Genomic DNA, 21,712 nt, shown 5'->3' on the forward strand with positions numbered 1-21,712 from the left:
TTCGGGTCAGGCCGCAAATCCGGGTAACACGGGCACCGGGCGCTTGTCCTCATCGATCGCGACAAAGCTGAACTGGCCATGGATGGCCTTTTCCCGACCGTCGCAACTCATACTCTCGACAAACACCTCGACCTCGACCTTGAGGCTGGTGTTGCCGACCTTGATCACTCGCCCCACCAACTCGACGATGGAACCGGCTGCAATCGCATGATTGAAGTCGATACGATCGGTGGATACGGTCACCAATGGCAAGCGGCAGAAGCGGGTGGCGGCGATGAACGAGACTTCGTCCATCCAGGCCAGTGCCGTACCGCCGAACAGGGTGTTGTGGTGATTGGTGGTCGACGGGAAGACAGCTTTGGTGACGCGGGTTACCGAGAGTTCGGTGCGGCGTTCGATTTCTAGTTCACGGGGAGTCATGAGTCAGGCCTGGTACAGAGGTGCTGTGAATAAATTGCGGACAACAAAAAAGCAGCCCGTAGGCTGCTTTTTTCTGCATCGGAAGCTGGACTTAAGCCAGTTTTTCCTTGATGCGAGCTGCTTTACCCGACAGGTCGCGCAGGTAGTACAGCTTGGCTTTACGTACGTCACCGCGACGCTTGACAGCCATGCTGTCGATTTGCGGGCTGTAGGTCTGGAAAGTACGCTCTACGCCAACACCGTTGGAGATTTTACGAACGGTGAATGCACTGTTAACGCCGCGGTTACGCTTGGCGATTACAACGCCTTCGAACGCTTGCAGACGCGAACGGTCGCCTTCCTTCACTTTCACCTGAACGACAATGGTGTCGCCCGGGGCAAAGGTAGGGATCTCTTTGGTCATCTGCTCTGCTTCGAGTGCAAGGATGATTTTGTTAGTCATGCTGTGCTCCTAAGGTAAATCGTCGGATCTACCATCGATACGTTGTTAACTATCGTCCCGCTCGCGGATGTATTCCTCGAGCAGCTTCTTCTCTTCTCCAGAAAGCGAGCGGCTTTCCAGAAGATCGGCGCGTCGTTCAAAGGTCCTACCAAGGGACTGCTGTAAACGCCAACGCCGGATGTGCGCGTGATTGCCACTTAGCAACACGTCGGGAACACGCTGATCCGCATACACCTCCGGTCGGGTGTAGTGCGGGCAATCCAGCAGACCATCCGTAAAGGAATCTTCCTCGGCGGAGTCCGCATGCCCTAAAGCTCCAGGCAGCAGTCGCGTAACCGCGTCAATCAGGACCATCGCCGGCAGCTCACCGCCAGACAGTACATAGTCACCAATCGACCACTCTTCATCGACATGAGCTTCAATAAACCGCTCGTCAATGCCTTCATAGCGGCCGGCAATCAGGATTAATGCTTCCTCATTCGCCAACCCGCGTACCGCCGACTGAGTCAGTTGACGGCCTTGGGGCGACAGGTAAATTACCTTCGCCGCCTCCCCGGCTGCTGCCTTGGCCTGAACCAGAGCATCTTCCAGGGGCTTGATCTTCATCACCATGCCCGGGCCACCGCCAAATGGGCGATCGTCCACAGTGTGATGTCGATCCGTTGTGTAGTCTCGCGGATTCCAACAGGTCAGCTGCAAGAGCCCCTGTTTCACCGCACGACTGGTGATGCCGTAGTCGCTGATGGCGGAAAACATCTCGGGAAACAGACTGATCACTTCGACGCGCAAGTTAGCCACGTTTAGAAGTCCGCGTCCCAATCCACCTTCATCTCGCCCGCCGCCAGGTCGACAGCCAACACACATTGCTCCGTATAGGGCAACAGGCGTTCGCGATCATCCAGGCTGCCAGCGCAAGGCTTGACCACCATGACATCGTTCGAGCCAGTCTCCAGCAGGTGATCGATTTTCCCGAGCAATTGCCCAAGGTGGTCGATGACCTTCAGACCTTCCAGCTGGTACCAGTAGTACTCGCCGTCGGTCAGATCAGGAAACAGGTTACGCGGCACGCAGATTTCAAAACCGGCCAGAAGACGAGCTTCTTCACGGTCATCGAGACCTTTGAGCTTTGTGACCAGAAACTTGCCGTTTTGTACACGGCCGCTGACCAGCTCTACCTGCCGTACATCGCCTTCGCGCCGCAGCGTCCAGGTTTTGTAGTCCAACAGGTTTCCAATCGGATCAGTAAAGGAAAAGACCTTCACTTCGCCGCGAACGCCATGTATTGAGTAAATCTTGCCGATAACGATCAAATCATCAGCAATGGCTGGCGTCGCGTTCATATTGCTCAGGCCGCAGCCTTAGCAGATTCCTTCAACAACTGAGCAACACGCTCAGAAGGTTGTGCACCAACGCTCAGCCAGTAGGCTACGCGCTCTTGGTTCACGGACAGACGGATTTCCTGACCACGAGCAACAGGGTTGAAGAAACCAACCTGTTCTTTGTGCGAACCGTCGCGCGGGTTGCGGCTGTCGGTTACGGTCAAGTGGTAGAACGGGCGCTTTTTGGAGCCGCCAAGGGCAAGACGGATTGTTAGCATGTGAACATAGTTCCTGTAGTCGGTGCTGCAAATCTAAATGCACAGCGGGCATAGGTGCCCGAAAGGCCGCATATTCTAAGGAATATCCGGACTTTTGCAAATGACTTTTTCCGGCGCCTATAGGCATGCCATCCAGATTTGCGATAGAGCCGTTGCGAACAACGGCGAGTCAGCGCCCGCCAAGGCGGGCCACTGCTGGTCCCACGTCCGTGTGGGGACCGCGCCGACAGGTATGTCGACGCGAAATCTTTACATTTTCGGCATGCCGCCGCCGGGCAACATACCGCCCATGCCGCGCATCATTTTGGCCATTCCGCCCTTGGCGGAGAATTTCTTCATCATCTTCTGCATCTGCTTGTGCTGCTTGATCAAGCGACCGATGTCCTGCACCTGGGTACCCGAACCCATGGCGATACGGCGCTTGCGCGAACCACTGATCAGCTCAGGGTCACGGCGCTCAGCCGGGGTCATGGAGTTGATGATGGCTTCCATCTGCTTGAACTGCTTCTCTGCCGCGCCCTGGGCATTGCCCATTTGCGCCAGGTTCACACCGCCGATGTTCGGCAGCTTGTCCATGAGGCCGCCAAGGCCGCCCATGTTCTTCATCTGTTGCAACTGATCGCGGAAGTCTTCGAGGTCGAAGCCCTTACCCTTCTTTAATTTCTTGGCAAGCTTGTCGGCCTTGTCCTTGTCGAGGGTCTGTTCGGCCTGCTCGATCAGGCTGAGCACGTCGCCCATGCCCAGGATGCGCGAAGCAATACGCTCGGGGTGGAAGGGTTCGAGCGCTTCGGTCTTCTCGCCCATACCGATGAACTTGATCGGCTTGCCAGTGATGGCACGCACCGACAGCGCAGCACCGCCACGGGCATCACCGTCGACCTTGGTCAGGATCACACCGGTCAGCGGCAGCGCATCGCCAAAGGCCTTGGCCGTGTTGGCCGCGTCCTGACCGGTCATGGCGTCGACCACGAACAGGGTTTCAACCGGCTTGATCGCGGCATGCAGGGCCTTGATCTCGCCCATCATCTCTTCGTCGATGTGCAGGCGACCGGCGGTATCGACGATGACCACGTCGATGAACTTCAACTTCGCTTCTTTAATAGCCGCTTCAGCGATGTCGACCGGCTTCTGGCTCAGGTCGGACGGAAAGAAGGTGACGCCGATGTCGTTGGCCAGGGTTTCCAGCTGCTTGATCGCCGCGGGACGGTAAACGTCCGCGGACACCACCATCACCGACTTCTTCTTGCGCTCTTTAAGGAAGCGCGCGAGCTTGCCAGCGGTCGTGGTTTTACCGGCACCCTGCAGACCCGCCATCAAAACGACGGCCGGTGGCACGGCGCTCAGGTTCAGATCTTCGTTGGCCGCGCCCATCAGGCTTTCGAGTTCGGCTTGGACGATCTTCACGAAGGCCTGGCCTGGCGTCAGGCTGCGCGACACCTCGGTGCCGACAGCGCGCTCCTTGACCGAGTTGACGAAGTCTTTGACCACCGGCAAGGCGACGTCAGCTTCGAGCAACGCCATGCGCACTTCACGCAGGGTGTCTTTGATATTGTCCTCGGTCAGCTTGGCCTTGCCGGTGACATGGCGCAGCGTCTGCGAGAGACGGTCGGTTAAGTTTTCAAACATGCGCGATCCTTTCAGGCCCTATGGAGACCGAGGTAATGGCGGCCCAGACCGTGAAAAACATGTGCTCGGCGAGCCTGCGGCGTGGGCAGGTCGCGGATTATAGCGAAGACTGCGTCTGGCGCACACCCGCCGTCTGGTTGTGCGGTCTTTCATGCGACAAGGGTTGTATGCCAAACTCATTCTCTTTCGGGCTTGCCTAACAGGATTTATGCTCCCCTTGTCACCCAGTTTACTCACGACCCTCGCCGCCGCCTGCTTGTACGCCGCTGCGACCCTCTACCAAGGCTCTCGTCTGGCCGTAGGCGCCAAGGCGAACAAACGCCTGCTGGTCACGCTCGGCGTCCTCGCCGTCCTGACCCACAGCGCGAGCCTGCTTACCCACCTGATGACGCCGATCGGCCTGGGCCTGGACTTTTTCAGCGCCGCCAGCCTGATTGCCGCCGCCGTGATCGCCCTGACACTGCTGGCCTGCTCGCGCATCCCCGTGGAAAACCTGCTGTTGCTGCTGTTCCCGCTAGGGGTGACGACGGTGCTACTGGCGCAGTTCGCGCCATCGGGCACCGTGCAGGTGATCGACGAGGCGCCGGGGATTCTCGCGCATATCCTGCTGTCGATCCTGGCCTACGGCATGTTCACCATTGCGGTGTTCCAGGCCCTGCTGCTGCTGGTGCAAGACCACCAGCTCAAGCACAAGCACCCGTCCGGCCTGATCAGGAACTTCCCGCCGCTGCAAACCATGGAAAGCCTGCTGTTCGGCTTCCTCTGGGCCGGCTGGACCCTGCTGTCGCTGTCGCTGATCTCCGGCTGGCTATTCGTCGACAACCTGTTCGCCCAGCACCTGGTACATAAAACCCTGCTGGCCTGCCTGGCCTGGATTGTATTCAGCGTGCTGCTGTGGGGCCGTACTCGCCTGGGCTGGCGCGGGCACAAGGCCATTCGCTGGACCCTGGCCGGATTCTGCCTGCTGATGCTGGCCTACTTCGGCAGCAAGCTGGTCCGCGAATTCATCCTGCACATCTGACGGGCATTCGTTATGGATAACCTGCCCATAGGGCCATTGCTCGCCGTGCTGGCCCTGCTGATCCTCTGGTCGGGCCTGTTCACCGCCATCGAGGCCGCGCACCAGTACCTGCAGGCCCAGCGCATCGCCTCACGCTCAAGCGACAAGCCGGTCGCCAGACTCCGCTTCCCGCTCAGCAGCCTGCTGCTATGCAATACCCTGTGTCGCTCGCTGGTCGTGGTCATCAGCACCTTACTGGCCGTGTTCGGCTGGGCAGACAATGGTCCGTGGCTAGCCTGCCTGAGTGCCACCGCGGCCTTGCTGGTGTTCGCCGATTACCTGCCGCGCACCCTCGCCAGCCGCTACCCGGACACCGTGCTGATGCTGGGTAACACCCTGCTGGCCACGCCCCTGAAAATCATCTACCCGATCGCCTGGGCGCTCAGCGGTATCAGCCTGTTGCTGCTCAAGCCCTTCGCCCGCAAGGCCAAGGTTGTGCAGCAAAGCGATGAAGAGCCGGCCGCACCGCAGAACAGCGACAACGAACAGGAACACCCGGCATGCCGTCCGCACGCGCTGGCCGGCATTCATGCGCTGGACAACATTACGGTCAATGACATTCTGGTACCCCGCAGCGAAGTCGACGGCATCAACCTGGACGACCCGATCGAAGCGATCATCGAACAGTTGCGCGCCAACAAACGCACGCGCCTGCCGGTGTTTCACAGTGACATCAATCAGGTCGAGGCGGTGCTCAATACCCGGCAGATCCGTCATTTGCTGGCCGACGCCAGCCTGACCAAGGACGCTTTGCTGGCGGCCTGCCACGAACCTTACTTCGTTCCGGAAAGCACACCGCTGCAGCTGCAACTGCTGAACTTCCACAAACAGCAGCGCCGCCTGGGCATGGTGGTCGACGAATACGGTGAAGTGGAAGGTATCGTCACCCTGGAAGACATTCTCGAAGAAATCGTCGGTGAATTCGAAAGCCAGCACAGCCTCGACAACCCACACATTCACCCCCAGGCCGATGGCCGACTGGTGATCGACGGCGCGGCTTCCATCCGCGAGCTCAACAAGAGCCTGGGCTGGCACCTGCCAAGCGACGGTCCGAAAACCCTGAATGGCCTGGTGACCGAGGCGCTGGAAAGTATCCCGGACTGCCCGGTATGCCTGAAAATCGGCCGCTATCGCCTGGAAATCCTCGAAACCGAAGACAACCGTGTCAGCAAGGTACTGATCTGGCTGACGTCATCGGTGCCGACAGTACGCTGAGCCCCCTTGTTGAATCGTTAGCCTCCTTCCTATAATCGAAACGCTTACCCAAGCCCCCCCCGGAACGTGCTACCCGCACTCAGCGTCCGGCGGCCAGTCCATCGGCACCACCACGCAACCTTCCGGCGAACGCTCCTACCTTGAGCCTCTGCCGCGCCCCAACCCACATCCCTGGGTGTTTCAACCACAATAATTCGCTCCAACGGAGCACATGACTGTCAGGGATTACTGCATGACGACCAGCACGACTTATAGCGATACCGCACCCGCCCAACCGACGAACTCCGCCACCCGCGTGGCAACGGCCAGCTTCATCGGGACCGCCATCGAGTTCTACGACTTCTACGTGTACGCCACGGCGGCGGCCCTGGTGATCGGCCCGGTGTTCTTTCCGCAGACTTCCGGCACCGCCCAGATGCTCTCGGCCTTCCTGACCTTTGGCATCGCCTTCCTGGCCCGCCCCCTGGGCTCTGCACTGTTCGGCCACTTCGGTGACCGTATCGGGCGCAAATCCACCCTGGTGGCCTCGCTGCTGCTAATGGGCGTCTGCACCACGCTGATCGGCGTGCTGCCTGGTTACGACAGCATTGGCGCCTGGGCACCGATCCTGCTGTGTGTGCTGCGCTTCGGACAAGGCCTGGGACTGGGCGGTGAATGGGGCGGCGCGGCCTTGCTGGCCACCGAAAACGCCCCCAAGGGCAAGCGCGCCTGGTTCGGCATGTTCCCGCAACTGGGCCCTTCGATCGGTTTTCTCGCCGCCAACGGCCTGTTCCTGACCTTGGCCCTGACCCTGGACGACGAACAGTTCCGCTCCTGGGGCTGGCGCATTCCGTTCCTGCTGAGCGCCGCACTGGTGATGGTGGGCCTGTATGTACGCCTGAAACTGCACGAAACCCCGGTGTTCGCTAATGCGGTTGCGCGCCAGGAGCGGGTGAAAATCCCGCTGGTCGAGCTGTTCAGCCAGTATTGGGCACCGACCCTGCTGGGCGCGGCGGCGATGGTGGTCTGTTACGCGCTGTTCTACATCTCCACCGTATTCTCCCTGAGCTACGGTGTGTCGACCCTGGGTTACAGCCGCGAAACCTTCCTCGGCCTGCTGTGCTTTGCCGTGTTGTTCATGGCCGCGGCCACGCCTTTGTCAGCCTGGGCCAGCGACCGCTTCGGACGTAAACCGGTGTTGATCATCGGCGGCGTACTGGCCGTGCTCTCGGGCTTCACCATGGAACCCCTGCTGACCCACGGTACGACCTGGGGCGTAGCCCTGTTCCTGTGCATCGAGCTGTTTCTGATGGGTGTGACCTTCGCCCCGATGGGCGCGCTGCTGCCCGAGCTGTTTCCAACCCACGTGCGCTACACCGGCGCGTCAGCGGCCTACAACCTGGGCGGTATCGTGGGTGCCTCGGCAGCCCCGTTCTTCGCGCAGAAGCTGGTAGCGATGGGCGGCTTGAGTTGGGTGGGCGGCTATGTGTCTGCGGCAGCGGTGCTCAGCCTGATCGCTGTGCTGTGCCTGAAGGAAACGCGCAATAACGACCTGAATCAGGTTGCCTAAAGTAAAAGCTTCGCGAGCAGGCGGAGCGCCGCCTGGCTCGCGATAGCTGCGACGCGGTTACAGCTCTACGACAACAGCCTGGGACGCACGGGTCGCTTTGGCGCGGGCGGCTTCAATCGACTCGTCACGCGCCAGGGCCACGCCCATGCGGCGCTGTCCGTTGACTTCAGGCTTGCCGAACAGGCGCAACGCCGTGTCCGGCTCAGCCAGTGCGGCGCCCAGATTGGCAAACGCGGTCTGGGTCGACTGCCCTTCCACCAGAATCACCGCCGAGGCCGACGGGCCAAACTGACGGATCAACGGGATCGGCAACCCGAGAATCGCCCGGGCATGCAGGGCGAACTGCGACAGGTCCTGAGAAATCAGGGTCACCAGGCCCGTGTCATGGGGCCGCGGTGACACTTCGCTGAACCACACCTGATCACCCTTGATGAACAACTCCACGCCAAACAGGCCACGGCCACCCAGGGCTTCGGTCACGGCCTTGGCAACGCGCTCGGACTCAGCCAGGGCAATCGGGCTCATGGCCTGTGGCTGCCAGGACTCCTGGTAGTCACCCTTCTCCTGACGGTGGCCGACAGGCGCACAGAACGTGGTGCCGCCGACATGACGCACGGTGAGCAAGGTGATTTCATAGTCAAAGTCGATAAAGCCCTCAATGATCACCCGGCCCTTGCCGGCACGACCGCCTTCCTGCGCGTAATCCCAAGCCTTCTGCACGTCATCGACGCTGCGCAACAGGCTCTGGCCCTTGCCGGAAGAGCTCATGACCGGCTTAACCACACAGGGGAAACCCAGGTCGTCGACGGCCTTGCGGTAGTCTTCGAAGGTATCGGCGAAGTGGTACGGCGATGTCGGCAGGTCCAGCTCTTCAGCGGCCAGGCGACGGATGCCTTCACGGTTCATGGTCAGTTGGGCGGCGCGCGCCGTCGGGATGACCGTGAAGCCCTCGGCCTCCAGCTCAACCAGGGTGGCCGTGGCGATGGCTTCGATTTCCGGCACGATGAAGTGCGGTTTCTCGGCTTCGATCACTGCACGCAGCGCGGCACCGTCCAGCATGTTGATTACGTGGCTGCGATGAGCCACCTGCATGGCCGGGGCATTGGCATAACGATCCACGGCAATCACTTCAACGCCCAGGCGTTGCAGCTCGATCACCACCTCCTTGCCCAACTCACCACAGCCACACAGCAAAACGCGGGTCGCGGTTGGCGACAATGGAGTTCCGATACGAGTCATCTGAAGGTCCTCAATGGAGCGAATCATCGAGGGATGCTGCGTGATTGGCCTACGTGGCCTGCCCCGCGCTTCCCATAGGGAGAAAGCGCGGCATTTTACATGAACCGCAGGCTTTGGCTCAGCTCGCCAGCGCGTTCTTGCGCAAACGCCAGGCCATGGCCAGCCAGACCACCGTCACACCGGCGAATTTCGACCCCAGGGCCGTGAGCATCACCCCCGGTGTCAGGGCATCGATCATGCCGAAAAAAATGAAGGTATCCAGGGGAATGCTCAGCGCCGAACTTATCCACAACCGGTCATGCAGCGGTCGCTGGGTGATACTGAACACCAGCCAGTCGATACATTCCGAAACGGCGAACGCCGTGGCGCTGGCCAGGGCAATTGATGGATCGGAGGTGATATAGGACAACGCCAATGCCGCCAGCATGGCAATGATCGCCCCGTGGCCGAAGCGGATTTGCACCATATCGCGCAACACGAATACCAACCCGCCCCACGCCGACCAGATGATGTCCAGGTGCGGTGCGGTGGAAAAGGCGTAATTGATCAGCACCACGCTGCTGATGTAGGCGATGAGAAAGAGCATGGGACGCGGGGAATACCTGTCGAAATTGGCGCACAGGGTACTTCATCTTCGATGCACAGATAACCTGTCGCGAGGGCGCTTGCTCCCTCGCTACAAAAGTTCGCAAGATTCAGGAACTGGATTTCGAAGGTAACATCCAGAGCAACCCACTCGATTTCGCCCGTTCATGGCACAACCCCAACACCTTGCGGCGCTCATCGTTGTCCATGCGGCTCCAGCGGGTGATTTCCTCCACCGTGCGCTGGCAGCCGGTGCAGATGTCCTGTTCGTCCAGCGCGCAGATGCTCACGCAGGGCGATGGCACGGGGCGTTCGGCGGTACTCATTGCTCCTGCTCGACCAGATCGCGGGCATAACGCTGGGAATTATGCACATAGTGCGCGGCGCTGGCTTCGAGCATTTTCTTCTGCTGTTCGGTCAGTTCGCGCACCACTTTGCCAGGTGAGCCCATGACCAGCGAACCGTCGGGGATTTCCTTGCCTTCACCAATCAGCGAATTGGCGCCAATGATGCAGTTCTTGCCGATTTTCGCGCCATTGAGGATCACCGCGTTAATCCCGATCAGGCTGTAATCGCCCACCGTACAGCCATGCAACATGGCGTTATGGCCAATGGTCACACCGGTGCCGATAGTCAGCGGGTAACCCATGTCGGTGTGCATCACCGTGCCGTCCTGTACGTTGCTGTTCTTGCCGATCAGGATCAGTTCGTTGTCACCGCGCAACACCGCGTTGAACCAGACATTGGCCCCCTCTTCCAGCCTGACCTTGCCCACCAGCACGGCATTGGGTGCAACCCAGCTCTGTGGATGGGTTTCGACGCGGGCGTCGCCCAGACGGTATTTCATGGTGGTTATCCTCAAGGCTCAGGCAGGTTTTCACTTGCAAGACAGATTCACGCCCTACGCGCGATGGCTTCAAATATTGATAAAGCTGTGGGGAGGTTGATGCAGGTTGATCTTCGCGTCATAGAGCAAATTGATCAACTCGACGACCATGATCGCCGTCAGCCCCCAGATCTTGTATTCACCGTAACGGTAACTGGGCACGTACCAACTGCGCCCCTGATAATCGATGCGGTGCGTATGCTCGCGGGGGTCCTTGCGGAAAAATTCCAGCGGAACGCTGAACACAGCAGCAATTTCGGCATCGTTGGCGCGGTACTCGACGAAGTCGGGAATCACCCCGACGTAAGGCGTCACCTTGATACCGTGCAGGGAAATCAATGGGCTCAAGGGCCCGATCACTTCAACCAGGCCAGGCGGCAGGCCGATTTCTTCTTCGGCCTCGCGCAAGGCGGTAAACACCAGGTCGGGGTCTTCAGGGTCGCGGCGTCCACCGGGAAAGGCCACTTCACCGCCATGGGTCGAGAGCCCACTGGCGCGCAGGGTCAGGATCAGCTCAGGTTCGTCGCTGCGGGTAATCGGCACCAACACGGCGGCCTCGGGGAAACGCCGGTCGGTTTCCAGCGTACGTGGCGTATGGTTGATGACCCGCTGCAGTAGCTCGTCCAGCATGAGTGCTCTCGATCTGTTGGCTACCATGCATCATGCACCAAACGCACAGAGCGCCCAAGCCCTTGAACGGCGGCATGTCGCTAAACGACAACTTGCCGACAGACACCGCCGCACGCCAAGATAGGCGCAGCCTCCACGGAATCCCAGCATGAAATTCTGCAGCCAGTGCGGTAACCCGGTCACCCAACGCATTCCCGAAGGCGATTCCCGCCTGCGCTACGTCTGCGACCAGTGCCAGACCATTCACTACCAGAACCCGAACATTGTCGCCGGCTGCCTGCCGACCTGGGGCCGCCAGGTGCTGCTGTGCCGCCGCGCCATCGAACCGCGCCGCGGCTACTGGACCTTGCCCGCCGGCTTTATGGAAAACGGCGAAACCGTGGAGCAGGCTGCCATTCGGGAAACTTTCGAGGAGGCCTGCGCCCGTGTGCGTCACCTGAAGATCTATACGCTGATCGATGTGCCACACATCAGTCAGGTGCATGTATTCTTCCGTGCAGAGCTTGCGGACCTGGACTTCGCCGCCGGCCAGGAAAGCCTGGAAGTGCAGCTTTTCGAAGAAGCAGACATCCCTTGGTCCGAGCTGGCTTTCCGCACCGTGGGCCGTACTCTAGAATGCTTCTTCGCTGACCGCCGGACAGGGGAATTTCCGGTGCGCTGCGAATCCATTCCTCCGCTTGCTCAGCCTGCGATCACTTAAACAACAAAAAGTACGCCGTACTTTCAGGGATATCGTGTCAATGCGCTGGTTGCTCGCGTTCTTCTGTCTGTCGTTCGTCGCTGTTTCACAGGCCTCCACCCTGGAAACCCTGGACGGCAAAATCATCGACAAAGTGTTGGTGCTCAAATCCGCCCATCAGTTGCAACTGATCAATAACGGACAGACCATCAAAACCTACCGCATTTCCCTGGGCAAAAACCCCAGGGGGCAAAAGCTCATGGCTGGCGACCGCCGCACGCCAGAAGGCCTGTATTGGCTGGACTGGCGCAAGGTCAGTGACCGCTTCAACCTGGCCATGCACATCTCCTATCCGAACATCAGCGACGCCGCTCGCTCGCGCCGTGAAGGTGTAGACCCCGGTGGCATGATCATGATCCACGGCACCCCCGACACCGAAGACAACCCCGAGGACCTGTTCCATACCCTGGATTGGACCGACGGCTGCATTGCCATGCGCAACGTCGACATGCGCGAAGTCTGGGGCCTGGTGCCGGACGGCACGATGATCGAAATCCGACCGTAACCCCCTCTTCCCCCTGAGCATTCCCATGCTCCGCATGGGAGTGCCTCTACGGACGCTCCGCGTTCGGCTGTTGATGTGGTGCAGAGCGTCGCGGACTGCATTCCCACGCAGGAGCGTGGAAACGGTCTCCTCCTTCATCATTTATCAAAAATAATTCAAAAAAAATTCAGCCCCAACCAACAACCCACCTGCAATACCACCTCCCTTCAAAAACACCGGCGCAGACAGTGATCTGATCCGTTGTCATCACCACCTCTAATACCACTTAAAACCCAAAGCCACCGCACCTTCCAGCGGAGCGAGCTTTTGCTCGCCCGGAGCGAACCACCAGCGTTGACATGGTATTTAAGTGGTATTAGTTTTTCGCCACTACCGGGCGACAACACTCCAATATCCGCATCGGAAACCTCACATGAATCCCATCCTGGCCCTGCGCCCTGACGACACCCAACCCACCCCCCTGTACCTGCAACTGGCACGCAACCTGGAAGCTGCGATTCATGCCGGCCTATGGAAAGCCGAGCAGGCGTTGCCTTCGGAGCGCAACCTCAGTGAAACACTGAACATCTCCCGGGTGACGGCGCGCAAAGCCCTGGAAGTGTTGTTCGAACAAGGCCTGATCCGCCGTAGCCAAGGTTCGGGCACCTTCATCACGCCTCGCCTGGAACAACCGCTGTCGCGGCTGTCCGGCTTCAGCGAAATGCTCCGCCTCAAGGGGTTCGTGCCCAGCTCGCAATGGCTGGAGCGGGAAATCACCCAGCCGACCCACGAAGAACTGATCCGCCTCGCCCTGTCACCCTATGACAAAGTGGCGCACCTCAAGCGTTTGCGCAAAGCCGACGACACCGTAATGGCCATCGAGATGAGCACCCTGCCCGCTTCGATCATTGCCCAGCCGCAAGCCATCGGCGATTCGCTTTATCACTACCTCGACAGCATCGGCAAGCCGGTGGTGCGCGCCCTGCAACACATTCAGGCGATCAATGCCTCTGACGAGTTCGCCGCCCTGGTCGGCATCGCGCCTGGCACCGCCATGCTGCTGATGACCCGGGTCGGCTACCTGGAAGACAACACCCCGATCGAAGTCACCGACACCTATTGCCGCAACGACTACTACGACTTTGTAGCCGAACTGCGTCGTTAAAACCGCGCCGTCTGCGCCTGAGAGCTGCCCTATGTCCGAAGACAACATCCTCACCGCCCAAGGCTGGATTCGCGGCCGCCTGATCCATGAACACGGCAGGATCGTGCGCATCGAAGGCCAGCCCTGCAACCCGGCGGACAACGACTTGCCGTACCTGCTGCCGGGCTTTATCGACTTGCACGTACATGGGGGTGGGGGCCGGGACCTCATGGAAGGTACGCCCGCCTTCGAGACCATCACCCGCACCCATGTTCGCTTTGGCACCACCTCGCTGCTGGCCACGACCATGACCGCGCCGAGCGAAGAGATCGCTCGCGTTCTGGGGCAGGTCGGTGAATTCTGCGAGCAGCGCCCTGAAGGCTGTGCCCGGGTCTTGGGCGTGCACCTCGAAGGGCCGTACATCAATCCCGAAAAACTGGGCGCCCAACCGAACTTCGCCCACACCGCGCTGCTGGCCGAAGTCGAGTCCTATCTGGCACTGGCTCCGATCCGGGTGATCACCATTGCCCCGGAAATCGCCGGTCACGACAAACTGATCCGCGCCTTGAGCGACCGTGGCGTACGCATGCAAATCGGCCACACGCTGGGCAGTTACGAGGAAGGCGTCGCGGCACTTGAGGCCGGCGCCACCAGCTTCACCCACCTCTACAACGCCATGAGCCCGTTGCATCACCGCGAACCGGGGATCGTCGGCGCGGCACTGGCCCATGCCCAATACGCCGAATTGATTCCGGACCTGCTTCATGTGCATCCCGGGGCGATCCGCGTGGCCCTGCGCTCGATCCCCTGCCTGTATTGCGTCACCGACTCCAGCGCCGCCGCTGGCATGCCGGATGGCGAGTACAAGCTGGGCAGCCACACCGTGACCAAATGCCTGGGCGGCGTGCGCTTGCCCGACGGCACTCTGGCCGGCAGCACCCTGACCATGGATCAGGCCCTGCGCAACCTGGTGAAGATCGGCCTGCCACTGTGCGAGGCCTCGCAACGCCTTTCGCAATTTCCCGCCGACTACCTCGGCCTCCCTGAGCGCGGCCGCCTGCAACCCGGCGCCTGGGCCGACTGCGTACGCCTGGATCTCTCACTCACACTGACCGCCGTGATGGTCGAAGGAGAAGACATTGACTTCAAAAATGCTTGAAGAGGCCCTGTCCTCGTACAAGGCCGTCGAAACCCAGCTGCAGCAGCTCGATCCACTGATGATCGAGATTGCCGGGCGCTTGAACCGTCAGCCACCGCAAGTGGCGATGACCGTCGCCCGTGGCAGCTCCGATCATGCCGCAAGCTACTTCGCCTATCTGGCCATGCAGCACGTAGGCGTTCCGGTGGCATCGCTGCCGATGTCGGTGGTCACTCTGCAGCAGGCGCCGCTGAAGGTCAGCGGCCAGGCGGTCTTCGGCTTCTCGCAGTCCGGGCAGAGTCCGGACCTGGTCAACAGCCTGCGTCTGTTGCGCAAGCGCGGGGCCTTGAGCATTGCCATGGTCAACGCCGAGAACTCGCCACTGGAGGCCGCGTGCGAGTTCAGCCTGCCACTGTGTGCCGGTACTGAAAGCAGCGTGGCCGCGACCAAAAGCTTCATCGCCACCCTCACCGCCAGCGCACGCTTGATTGCCCACTGGAAGCAGGACGCCGAGTTGCTGGAAGCCGGCCTCGCCCTGCCCCAAGGGTTGCGCGAAGCGGCAACCCAGGACTGGAGCCTGGCTGTCGATGTCCTGCGCGATTGCCAGCGGCTGATGGTGATCGGCCGTGGCGCCGGCTTTGCCATCGCCCAGGAAGCCGCACTGAAGCTGAAAGAAACCTCGGCGATCCAGGCCGAAGCCTTCAGCAGTGCCGAAGTGAAACACGGCCCCATGGCCCTGATCGACAACCACTACCCGTTGCTGGTGTTCGCCCCCCGGGGTGCCGAACAGGCTGGCCTGTTGAGCCTGGCCGCCGAGATGCGCCAACGCGGTGCCCATGTGTTGCTGGCAGCTCCCGATGACGTCAGCGAACGCGACCTGACGCTGAGCCGCGCCGAACACCCGGCGCTGGACCCGATCCTGGCGATCCAGAGTTTCTACGTGATGGCCGCCGGCCTCGCGCAAGCCCGTGGCATGGACCCTGACCAGCCACGTCACTTGAGCAAAGTGACCCGCACCCATTAACACGCCTGAATCGAGTACCGAGCCATGCACAACAACAATAACGAACTGACCCTCAGTGCCCCGCTCAGCGGTCCTGTGCTCACGCTTGCCAAAGTCCCGGACCCGGTGTTCGCCAGCGGCGCCATGGGCGACGGGATCGCCATCGACCCGCTGAACAACACCCTACACGCCCCCTGTGCCGGGGTGGTGGTGCATGTCGCCCGCACCGGCCACGCCGTGACCCTGCGTGCCGACAACGGTGCCGAACTGCTGCTGCACCTGGGGCTGGATACCGTCGACTTGCAAGGCATTGGATTCTCGATACTGGTCGAGGAAGGCGCACGGGTCAGCAATGGCGATGCACTGCTGCGCTTTGATCAGGACCTGGTCGCCCGGGGCTGTAAAAGCCTGGTCAGCCTGCTGATCCTGACCAACAGCCAGGACTTCCAGGTACTGCCGATCACCCTCAAATCGGTCAAGGTCGGCGAACCACTGCTGCACATCGTGCCGAAGGCGGTAAACGGAGCGCACACCAAAGATCAAGGCGAGGGCAACGAAGTCCGCGGCCAGATACGCGTCACCCATCGTGGCGGTCTGCATGCTCGACCGGCGGCCCTGATCCGCCAGACCGCGCAACTGTTCACCAGTAAATCCCAGCTGCATTTCGCCGAAAAATCCGCGTCGTGCGACAGCCTGACCGGCTTGATGGGCCTGGGCATTGGCGAGCAGGACGAGGTGCAAGTCAGCAGCCGCGGCGCGGATGCCAACGCGGCGCTGCAAGCCTTGCTCAACGCCCTGTCCAGCGCGGTCAACGACGACCGCCACGCTGTCGCCCCCACGCCCATTGTCCAACGCTCGCGCGTCGCCGAAGACGGCGTGTTGCACGGTGTCTGCGCTGCCCCCGGACTGGTGGGCGGGCCGTTGTTCCAGTTGGCAGCCCTGCAATTGCCGGAAGACACCGGCGGCCACATGGCCGAAGCCCAACGCCAAGCACTGGACACCGCGCTGGAGCAGGTACGCAGCGAAATTCGCGGCACCCTGGCGCACGCCAGAAAACATAAGCACCTGGAAGAAGAACAGATCTTCGCCGCCCATCTGGCGCTACTCGAGGACCCGACACTGCTGGAGGCCGCCCACCAGTCCATCGACCAGGACAGCGCCGCGACCCACGCCTGGAGTCAGTCGATCGAGGTGCAGTGCAAAGTTCTGCAAACACTCGGCAACCCGCTGCTGGCCGAGCGCGCCAACGACCTACGTGATCTCAAGCAACGTGTTCTGCGCGCCCTGCTCGGCCAGGACTGGCACTACGACGTGCCGGCCGGGGCCATCGCCGCCGCCCATGAGCTGACCCCTTCAGACCTGCTGCAACTGTGCGAACAGGGTGTCGCCGGCTTGTGCATGGCCGAGGGTGGAGCGACGTCCCATGTGGCGATTCTGGCCCGCGGCAAAGGCTTGCCGTGCCTGGTCGCCCTCGGCTCATCCCTGCTCGAGCAACCCCAAGGCCGCGCCATGGTTCTGGACGCGGACGGCGGGCGACTGGAACTGATACCCGATAGCGAACGCCTGGAGCAGGTGGCGCACGCCCAGCGCGAACACCTTCAACGCCGGGCACGCCAGCAACTGCACGCGCACCATCCGGCACTGACCCTCGATGGCCTGCGCGTCGAAGTCGCCGCCAATGTCGCCTCCAGCAGCGAAGCGGCCGATGCCTTCAAGGGCGGCGCCGACGGTGTCGGCCTGCTGCGCACCGAGTTTCTGTTCGTCGATCGCCAGACTGCGCCCGACGAACAAGAGCAGCGCCAGGCCTATCAAGCCGTACTGGATGCCATGGGCGACAAGTCGGTGATCATCCGCACCATCGACGTCGGTGGCGACAAACAGCTCGATTACCTGCCCTTGCCGGCCGAAGCCAACCCGGTGCTGGGCCTGCGCGGCATCCGCATGGCCCAGGTCCGGCCGGAACTGCTGGATCAACAACTGCGCGGACTGTTGCAAGTCAGCCCCCTGAACCGCTGCCGGATTCTGTTGCCGATGGTCAGCGAGGTGGATGAACTGCTGCACATCCGCCAGCGCCTCGACGCCCTGTGCGTCGAACTTGGAATAACCCTGCGCCCGGAGTTGGGCGTGATGATCGAGGTTCCGGCCGCTGCCTTGCTGGCCGAGCAACTGGCCGAACACGCGGACTTTCTGTCGATCGGCACCAATGACCTGTCCCAATACACCCTGGCCATGGACCGTGACCACGCCGGCCTCGCCGCGCGGGTCGACGCCCTGCACCCGGCGCTGTTGCGCCTGATCGCCCAGACCTGCAGTGGTGCCGCCAAGCACCAGCGTTGGGTGGGCGTTTGCGGTGCGCTGGCGTCCGATCCGCTGGCCACCCCGGTACTGATTGGCCTGGGGATTCGTGAGCTGTCGGTGAGCCCGCCGCAAATCGGCGAAATCAAGGAACGGGTGCGCCAGCTGGATGCCGCCCAGTGCCAACGCTTGAGCACCAGCCTGCTCGACCTCGGCAGCGCCGCCGCCGTGCGCCACGCCTGCCATCAACATTGGCCTCTGAGCTGAACAACAACAAAAATCCAGGGAGACACGCCATGTACCAACTCTTCATCGAAGGTTTGCAACGCCTCGGACGGGCACTGATGCTGCCCATTGCAATCCTGCCGATTGCCGGCCTGTTGCTGCGCCTGGGTGACACCGACCTGTTGAACATCGCGATCATCCACGACGCCGGGCAAGTGATCTTCGCCAACCTGGCGATGATCTTCGCCATCGGCATCGCCGTCGGTTTCGCCAAGGACAACAACGGCACCGCCGGCCTGGCCGGCGTCATTGGCTATCTGGTGATGGTTTCCACGCTCAAGGTCCTCGACTCGAGCATCAACATGGGCATGCTCGCCGGCATCGTCAGCGGTCTGATGGCCGGTGCGCTGTACAACCGTTTCAAGGACATCAAGCTGCCGGAATACCTCGCGTTCTTCGGTGGCCGGCGCTTCGTGCCGATCGTCACCGGGTTCGTCGCCGTCGGCCTGGGCGTGGTCTTCGGCCTGATCTGGCCGCCGATCCAGCACGGCATCAACAGCTTCGGCGCTTTGATGCTGGAGAGCGGCAGCTACGGCGCGTTCATCTTTGGTGTACTCAATCGCCTGCTGATCGTCACCGGCCTGCACCACATCCTCAACAACATGGCGTGGTTCGTGTTCGGCAACTTCACCGACCCGACCACCGGCGCCCTGGTCACCGGCGACATCGCGCGTTACTTTGCCGGCGACCCCAAAGGCGGCCAATTCACCACCGGCATGTTCCCGGTGATGCTGTTCGGCCTGCCAGCGGCATGCCTGGCGATGTACCGCAACGCCCTGCCCCAGCGGCGCAAGGTGATGGGCGGGATCCTCCTGTCGATGGCCCTGACCTCGTTCCTCACCGGCGTGACCGAACCGGTCGAGTTCGCCTTCATGTTCCTTGCGCCGCTGCTGTATCTGGTCCACGCGCTACTGACCGGCTTTTCAATGGCCATCACCAATGCGCTGAACATCCACCTGGGTTTCACCTTTTCCGGCGGTTTCATCGACATGATTCTCGGCTGGGGCAAGTCCACCAATGGCTGGATGGTGTTCCCGGTAGGCCTGGCCTACGCAGTGATCTACTATACAGTGTTCAACTTCTGCATCCGACGCTTCAACCTGAAAACCCCGGGCCGCGAAGACACCGTTGCCGGTGAAAAAACCGTGCTGAGCGAAAACCAGCGCGCCGAGGCCTACATCCAGGCCCTGGGCGGCACCGACAACCTGATCACCGTCGGCGCCTGCACCACTCGCTTGCGCCTGGAAATGGTCGACCGCAACAAGGTCTGCGACAACAAACTCAAGGCCCTCGGCGCCATGGCCGTGGTGCGTCCCGGCAAAGGCGGCAGCTTGCAGGTGGTGGTCGGTCCGCTGGCGGACAGCATTGCCGATGAAATACGCCAAGCCATGCCGACTGCCGGCAGAACCGTCACGGCAGCCGCGGTGGTGACCGACACGGCCCCGACTGCTGCCCCGGTGGCCGCTCCAGAAGCCCAGAAATGGCTGAGCGCCCTGGGCGGCAGCGACAACGTCCTGCAACTCGACTGCGTCGCCATGACCCGCATTCGCCTGCAACTGGCCAATGGCAAGGCACTGTCGGAATATCAGCTCAAGGAACTGGGCTGCCAGGGTGTCAGCGCTCTGGACGGCGGCGTGTGGCATCTGTTGGTAGGTGACAAGGCGCTGAGTTTGAGTGAAGCGCTAGAGGGGTTGGTTAATCGCAGTGAGGTGAGCGCCAAGGTCTGAAATCGCCATCGCGAGCACGCTTCTCACCTACAGGTAAAACGCTGACCGTAGGAGCGAGGCTTGCCCGCGAAGAGGCCCTGTAAGGCAGCAAGAACCCGGACTAAGCCGGGTTCTTGTAATGCTGATTGGGCTCAGGAAAACGCCGCGCGTTGCTCGGCCGCGTAATGCCGAGTCTGAAAGGGCATGAGTGTCTGGGCCTTAAGTCCAAGACCTTCACTCAGCCCCCAAATAGCAGCGAGTTCATCACGGCGCTTGCGTAGCGAAACAGCTGCCTGTGGCTTCACTTCTTGCTTGGGAGTCGAGCTTGAAAAAAGCTCCAGGGCGCTAAAGGTTTCCGACACGCGGCTATCAGATACACAGGCAAAACGGGTAAGCCGCTCAAGCAAGTAACCCGCACGACGAACTTCGACTTCGCTAGTGTGCCGCCGTAGAAAAGCCCTGACTTCACTTTCAAGGTTCGAGTTCGAGTTCGAGTTCGAGTACCAAACAGTTTTGGCGAGGCTCACAAGCGCTGCGTCATCTGCTTGATTCAAAGGGCATTTGACCAGGGTGTCCAAGGTGGATGAGAGGACGTGGCCGTTAAGGGGCTTCGCCATCTGATTTCTCCAGGTAGTCTTGCAGAATATTTGCAAGAACAGAGGTTGGTGACTCTTTGTTGCCAACATATACATCAATTGCCTCCAATGCCAGCCGACGGAGTTCGGTTGTCACTATGAAGCCAGCTCTGAGAAGCGCCATGATGTCGCCAATGTTCTGATCCGTGGCTCTGCCCAGCTTGGAGATGGCGATGTCGACAGGCGCTGCAATGTGGACATGCAGCGGCGACTCGATCGGGAACTCTGCAAGGGGAAGACTCTGCTCCCAATAGTCCTCGTGAATCGGACCAAAGCTTGTATGGTATTGAAGGTCGTAGTTCAACTCCATCAATCGGCCGGATCGGTCATCGACAAATTGCTCAGGAACCTCTGCGAGCAAGGTTTGAAGATGAAGGCCTTCAGGGACCTTAGCAGAGTAAATCTCGGCATCGACGTCCGTGGAAACACGATGATTTGTGTAGAGATGAACTGCACACCCGCCGAACACAATGACTTTGACCACGCCTGGCTCAGCGTCATCAAGCACCAGTTCCGTTTCGACGGATTTGAACAACGAAATCAACGCCTGCCCCAACGCCGTACTCGTATTGACACGGGGAGTTACTGCGCCCGGCAAATCCATTCTTGAACCTCAAATACTGATGCAGGGCGATGATGTTTGTGAGGGTTCAACCAAGTGATAAACACCATGCAAACTATCGAAGAGCTTGCAGTGCCAATCGCATGATTGGCTGCAATACTCAAAGGCTAGATAGCGCACTTCCGAGCGGCAACCTGAAAGATATGTGGGAGATTTCTACGACGTCTGACACGCCTCCCTTGTTGGCAAGCCAGCGTCCACAGGGAAGTTGCGTGTACCGATAAATCAGGTCGACATAAAGGCCGCCCCGTAACGGATCTAGCCTCGCGCCATCAACAAATCCCGGATCGAGTAGGAGGCGGTTTCACAACCGCCGTCCTCTCACACCACCGTACATACGGTTCCGTATACGGCGGTTCAGGTTATGCGGCTAAGCCGGTTAATCGTTTCCAGTATTGAGACAAGCCCCAGC

23 protein-coding genes are annotated in these 21,712 nt (G+C 60.7%); 10 read left to right on the plus strand and 13 right to left on the minus strand.

Going from position 1 to position 21,712, the window contains the following annotated elements; translation table 11 throughout:
• Window positions 1-6 precede the first annotated feature (6 nt).
• The 6 genes from CKW29_RS18910 to ffh form a co-directional block, all read right to left on the minus strand.
• Complete coding sequence (locus CKW29_RS18910; protein WP_095077592.1) at window positions 7-420, minus strand: acyl-CoA thioesterase; 414 nt, start codon at window positions 418-420, stop codon at window positions 7-9.
• 91 nt (window positions 421-511) lie between these two features.
• Window positions 512-862: a 50S ribosomal protein L19 gene (gene rplS, locus CKW29_RS18915; protein ID WP_003175895.1), complete on the minus strand. Its 351-nt coding sequence runs from the start codon at window positions 860-862 to the stop codon at window positions 512-514.
• 45 nt (window positions 863-907) lie between these two features.
• Window positions 908-1,660, minus strand: coding sequence for a tRNA (guanosine(37)-N1)-methyltransferase TrmD (trmD, locus tag CKW29_RS18920; protein WP_095146465.1), 753 nt, complete (start codon window positions 1,658-1,660; stop codon window positions 908-910).
• Between the two features lie 2 nt (window positions 1,661-1,662).
• Window positions 1,663-2,202, minus strand: a complete 540-nt coding sequence (rimM, locus tag CKW29_RS18925) for a ribosome maturation factor RimM (protein WP_095077594.1) — start codon at window positions 2,200-2,202, stop codon at window positions 1,663-1,665.
• Window positions 2,203-2,207: 5 nt separating this feature from the next.
• Complete coding sequence (rpsP, locus tag CKW29_RS18930) at window positions 2,208-2,459, minus strand: 30S ribosomal protein S16 (RefSeq protein ID WP_003185073.1); 252 nt, start codon at window positions 2,457-2,459, stop codon at window positions 2,208-2,210.
• A 249-nt stretch (window positions 2,460-2,708) separates the two neighbouring features.
• Complete coding sequence (ffh, locus tag CKW29_RS18935; protein ID WP_095146464.1) at window positions 2,709-4,085, minus strand: signal recognition particle protein; 1,377 nt, start codon at window positions 4,083-4,085, stop codon at window positions 2,709-2,711.
• A gap of 208 nt (window positions 4,086-4,293) precedes the next feature.
• On the opposite strand from ffh, the gene CKW29_RS18940 reads away from it, so the two are divergent.
• The 3 genes from CKW29_RS18940 (at window position 4,294) to CKW29_RS18950 (ending at window position 7,909) form a co-directional block, all read left to right on the plus strand.
• Complete coding sequence (locus CKW29_RS18940; RefSeq protein ID WP_095146463.1) at window positions 4,294-5,106, plus strand: inner membrane protein YpjD; 813 nt, start codon at window positions 4,294-4,296, stop codon at window positions 5,104-5,106.
• A 12-nt stretch (window positions 5,107-5,118) separates the two neighbouring features.
• On the plus strand, window positions 5,119-6,360 hold the full coding sequence (locus tag CKW29_RS18945) for a transporter associated domain-containing protein (protein ID WP_095146462.1): 1,242 nt from the start codon (window positions 5,119-5,121) through the stop codon (window positions 6,358-6,360).
• Between the two features lie 232 nt (window positions 6,361-6,592).
• Window positions 6,593-7,909, plus strand: a complete 1,317-nt coding sequence (locus CKW29_RS18950; RefSeq protein WP_095146461.1) for an MFS transporter — start codon at window positions 6,593-6,595, stop codon at window positions 7,907-7,909.
• 57 nt (window positions 7,910-7,966) lie between these two features.
• Here CKW29_RS18950 and purT read toward each other — a convergent pair whose 3' ends face one another.
• The 5 genes from purT to CKW29_RS18975 form a co-directional block, all read right to left on the minus strand.
• Window positions 7,967-9,148 (minus strand): formate-dependent phosphoribosylglycinamide formyltransferase, encoded by a 1,182-nt coding sequence (gene purT / locus CKW29_RS18955; protein ID WP_095146460.1) that lies wholly within the window; start codon window positions 9,146-9,148, stop codon window positions 7,967-7,969.
• A gap of 118 nt (window positions 9,149-9,266) precedes the next feature.
• Window positions 9,267-9,734 (minus strand): preQ0 transporter, encoded by a 468-nt coding sequence (locus CKW29_RS18960; RefSeq protein ID WP_095077603.1) that lies wholly within the window; start codon window positions 9,732-9,734, stop codon window positions 9,267-9,269.
• Between the two features lie 109 nt (window positions 9,735-9,843).
• A complete protein-coding gene (locus tag CKW29_RS18965) occupies window positions 9,844-10,059 on the minus strand; it encodes a DUF1289 domain-containing protein (RefSeq protein WP_095146459.1) in 216 nt (71 codons plus the stop codon).
• The gene (locus CKW29_RS18970; protein ID WP_095146458.1) at window positions 10,056-10,580 is read right to left on the minus strand and encodes a gamma carbonic anhydrase family protein; all 525 of its coding nucleotides are present in this window, start codon (window positions 10,578-10,580) and stop codon (window positions 10,056-10,058) included. Before CKW29_RS18970 ends, CKW29_RS18965 begins: the two co-directional genes overlap by 4 nt.
• A gap of 69 nt (window positions 10,581-10,649) precedes the next feature.
• On the minus strand, window positions 10,650-11,249 hold the full coding sequence (locus CKW29_RS18975) for a CoA pyrophosphatase (protein WP_095146457.1): 600 nt from the start codon (window positions 11,247-11,249) through the stop codon (window positions 10,650-10,652).
• A 148-nt stretch (window positions 11,250-11,397) separates the two neighbouring features.
• Here CKW29_RS18975 and CKW29_RS18980 point away from each other — a divergent pair, with 148 nt between their 5' ends.
• From CKW29_RS18980 to nagE, 7 genes are all read left to right on the plus strand, one after another.
• Window positions 11,398-11,949: an NUDIX hydrolase gene (locus CKW29_RS18980; RefSeq protein WP_095077607.1), complete on the plus strand. Its 552-nt coding sequence runs from the start codon at window positions 11,398-11,400 to the stop codon at window positions 11,947-11,949.
• 40 nt (window positions 11,950-11,989) lie between these two features.
• Complete coding sequence (locus CKW29_RS18985; RefSeq protein WP_095146456.1) at window positions 11,990-12,493, plus strand: murein L,D-transpeptidase family protein; 504 nt, start codon at window positions 11,990-11,992, stop codon at window positions 12,491-12,493.
• Window positions 12,494-12,905: 412 nt separating this feature from the next.
• Window positions 12,906-13,637, plus strand: coding sequence for a GntR family transcriptional regulator (locus tag CKW29_RS18990; RefSeq protein WP_095146455.1), 732 nt, complete (start codon window positions 12,906-12,908; stop codon window positions 13,635-13,637).
• Window positions 13,638-13,668: 31 nt separating this feature from the next.
• Entirely contained in the window at window positions 13,669-14,775 is a 1,107-nt protein-coding gene (gene nagA, locus CKW29_RS18995) for an N-acetylglucosamine-6-phosphate deacetylase (protein WP_095148933.1), read from the plus strand.
• On the plus strand, window positions 14,768-15,778 hold the full coding sequence (locus tag CKW29_RS19000) for an SIS domain-containing protein (RefSeq protein ID WP_371850658.1): 1,011 nt from the start codon (window positions 14,768-14,770) through the stop codon (window positions 15,776-15,778). Before nagA ends, CKW29_RS19000 begins: the two co-directional genes overlap by 8 nt.
• A 24-nt stretch (window positions 15,779-15,802) precedes the next feature.
• Window positions 15,803-18,319 carry a phosphoenolpyruvate--protein phosphotransferase gene (gene ptsP, locus CKW29_RS19005; RefSeq protein WP_095146452.1) on the plus strand — a complete coding sequence of 839 codons (2,517 nt, stop codon included), beginning with the start codon at window positions 15,803-15,805 and terminating at the stop codon, window positions 18,317-18,319.
• A 29-nt stretch (window positions 18,320-18,348) separates the two neighbouring features.
• Window positions 18,349-20,064, plus strand: a complete 1,716-nt coding sequence (gene nagE / locus CKW29_RS19010; protein ID WP_095146451.1) for an N-acetylglucosamine-specific PTS transporter subunit IIBC — start codon at window positions 18,349-18,351, stop codon at window positions 20,062-20,064.
• Between the two features lie 131 nt (window positions 20,065-20,195).
• Here nagE and CKW29_RS19015 read toward each other — a convergent pair whose 3' ends face one another.
• Together CKW29_RS19015 and CKW29_RS19020 are read right to left on the minus strand one after the other, a co-directional pair.
• Window positions 20,196-20,660, minus strand: a complete 465-nt coding sequence (locus CKW29_RS19015; RefSeq protein WP_095146450.1) for a hypothetical protein — start codon at window positions 20,658-20,660, stop codon at window positions 20,196-20,198.
• Window positions 20,644-21,282, minus strand: coding sequence for a DUF6036 family nucleotidyltransferase (locus tag CKW29_RS19020; RefSeq protein WP_176465339.1), 639 nt, complete (start codon window positions 21,280-21,282; stop codon window positions 20,644-20,646). Before CKW29_RS19020 ends, CKW29_RS19015 begins: the two co-directional genes overlap by 17 nt.
• Window positions 21,283-21,712: the final 430 nt, after the last annotated feature.

The organism is Pseudomonas sp. Irchel s3a18 (assembly GCF_900187535.1).
Classification (GTDB): Bacteria; Pseudomonadota; Gammaproteobacteria; order Pseudomonadales; family Pseudomonadaceae; genus Aquipseudomonas.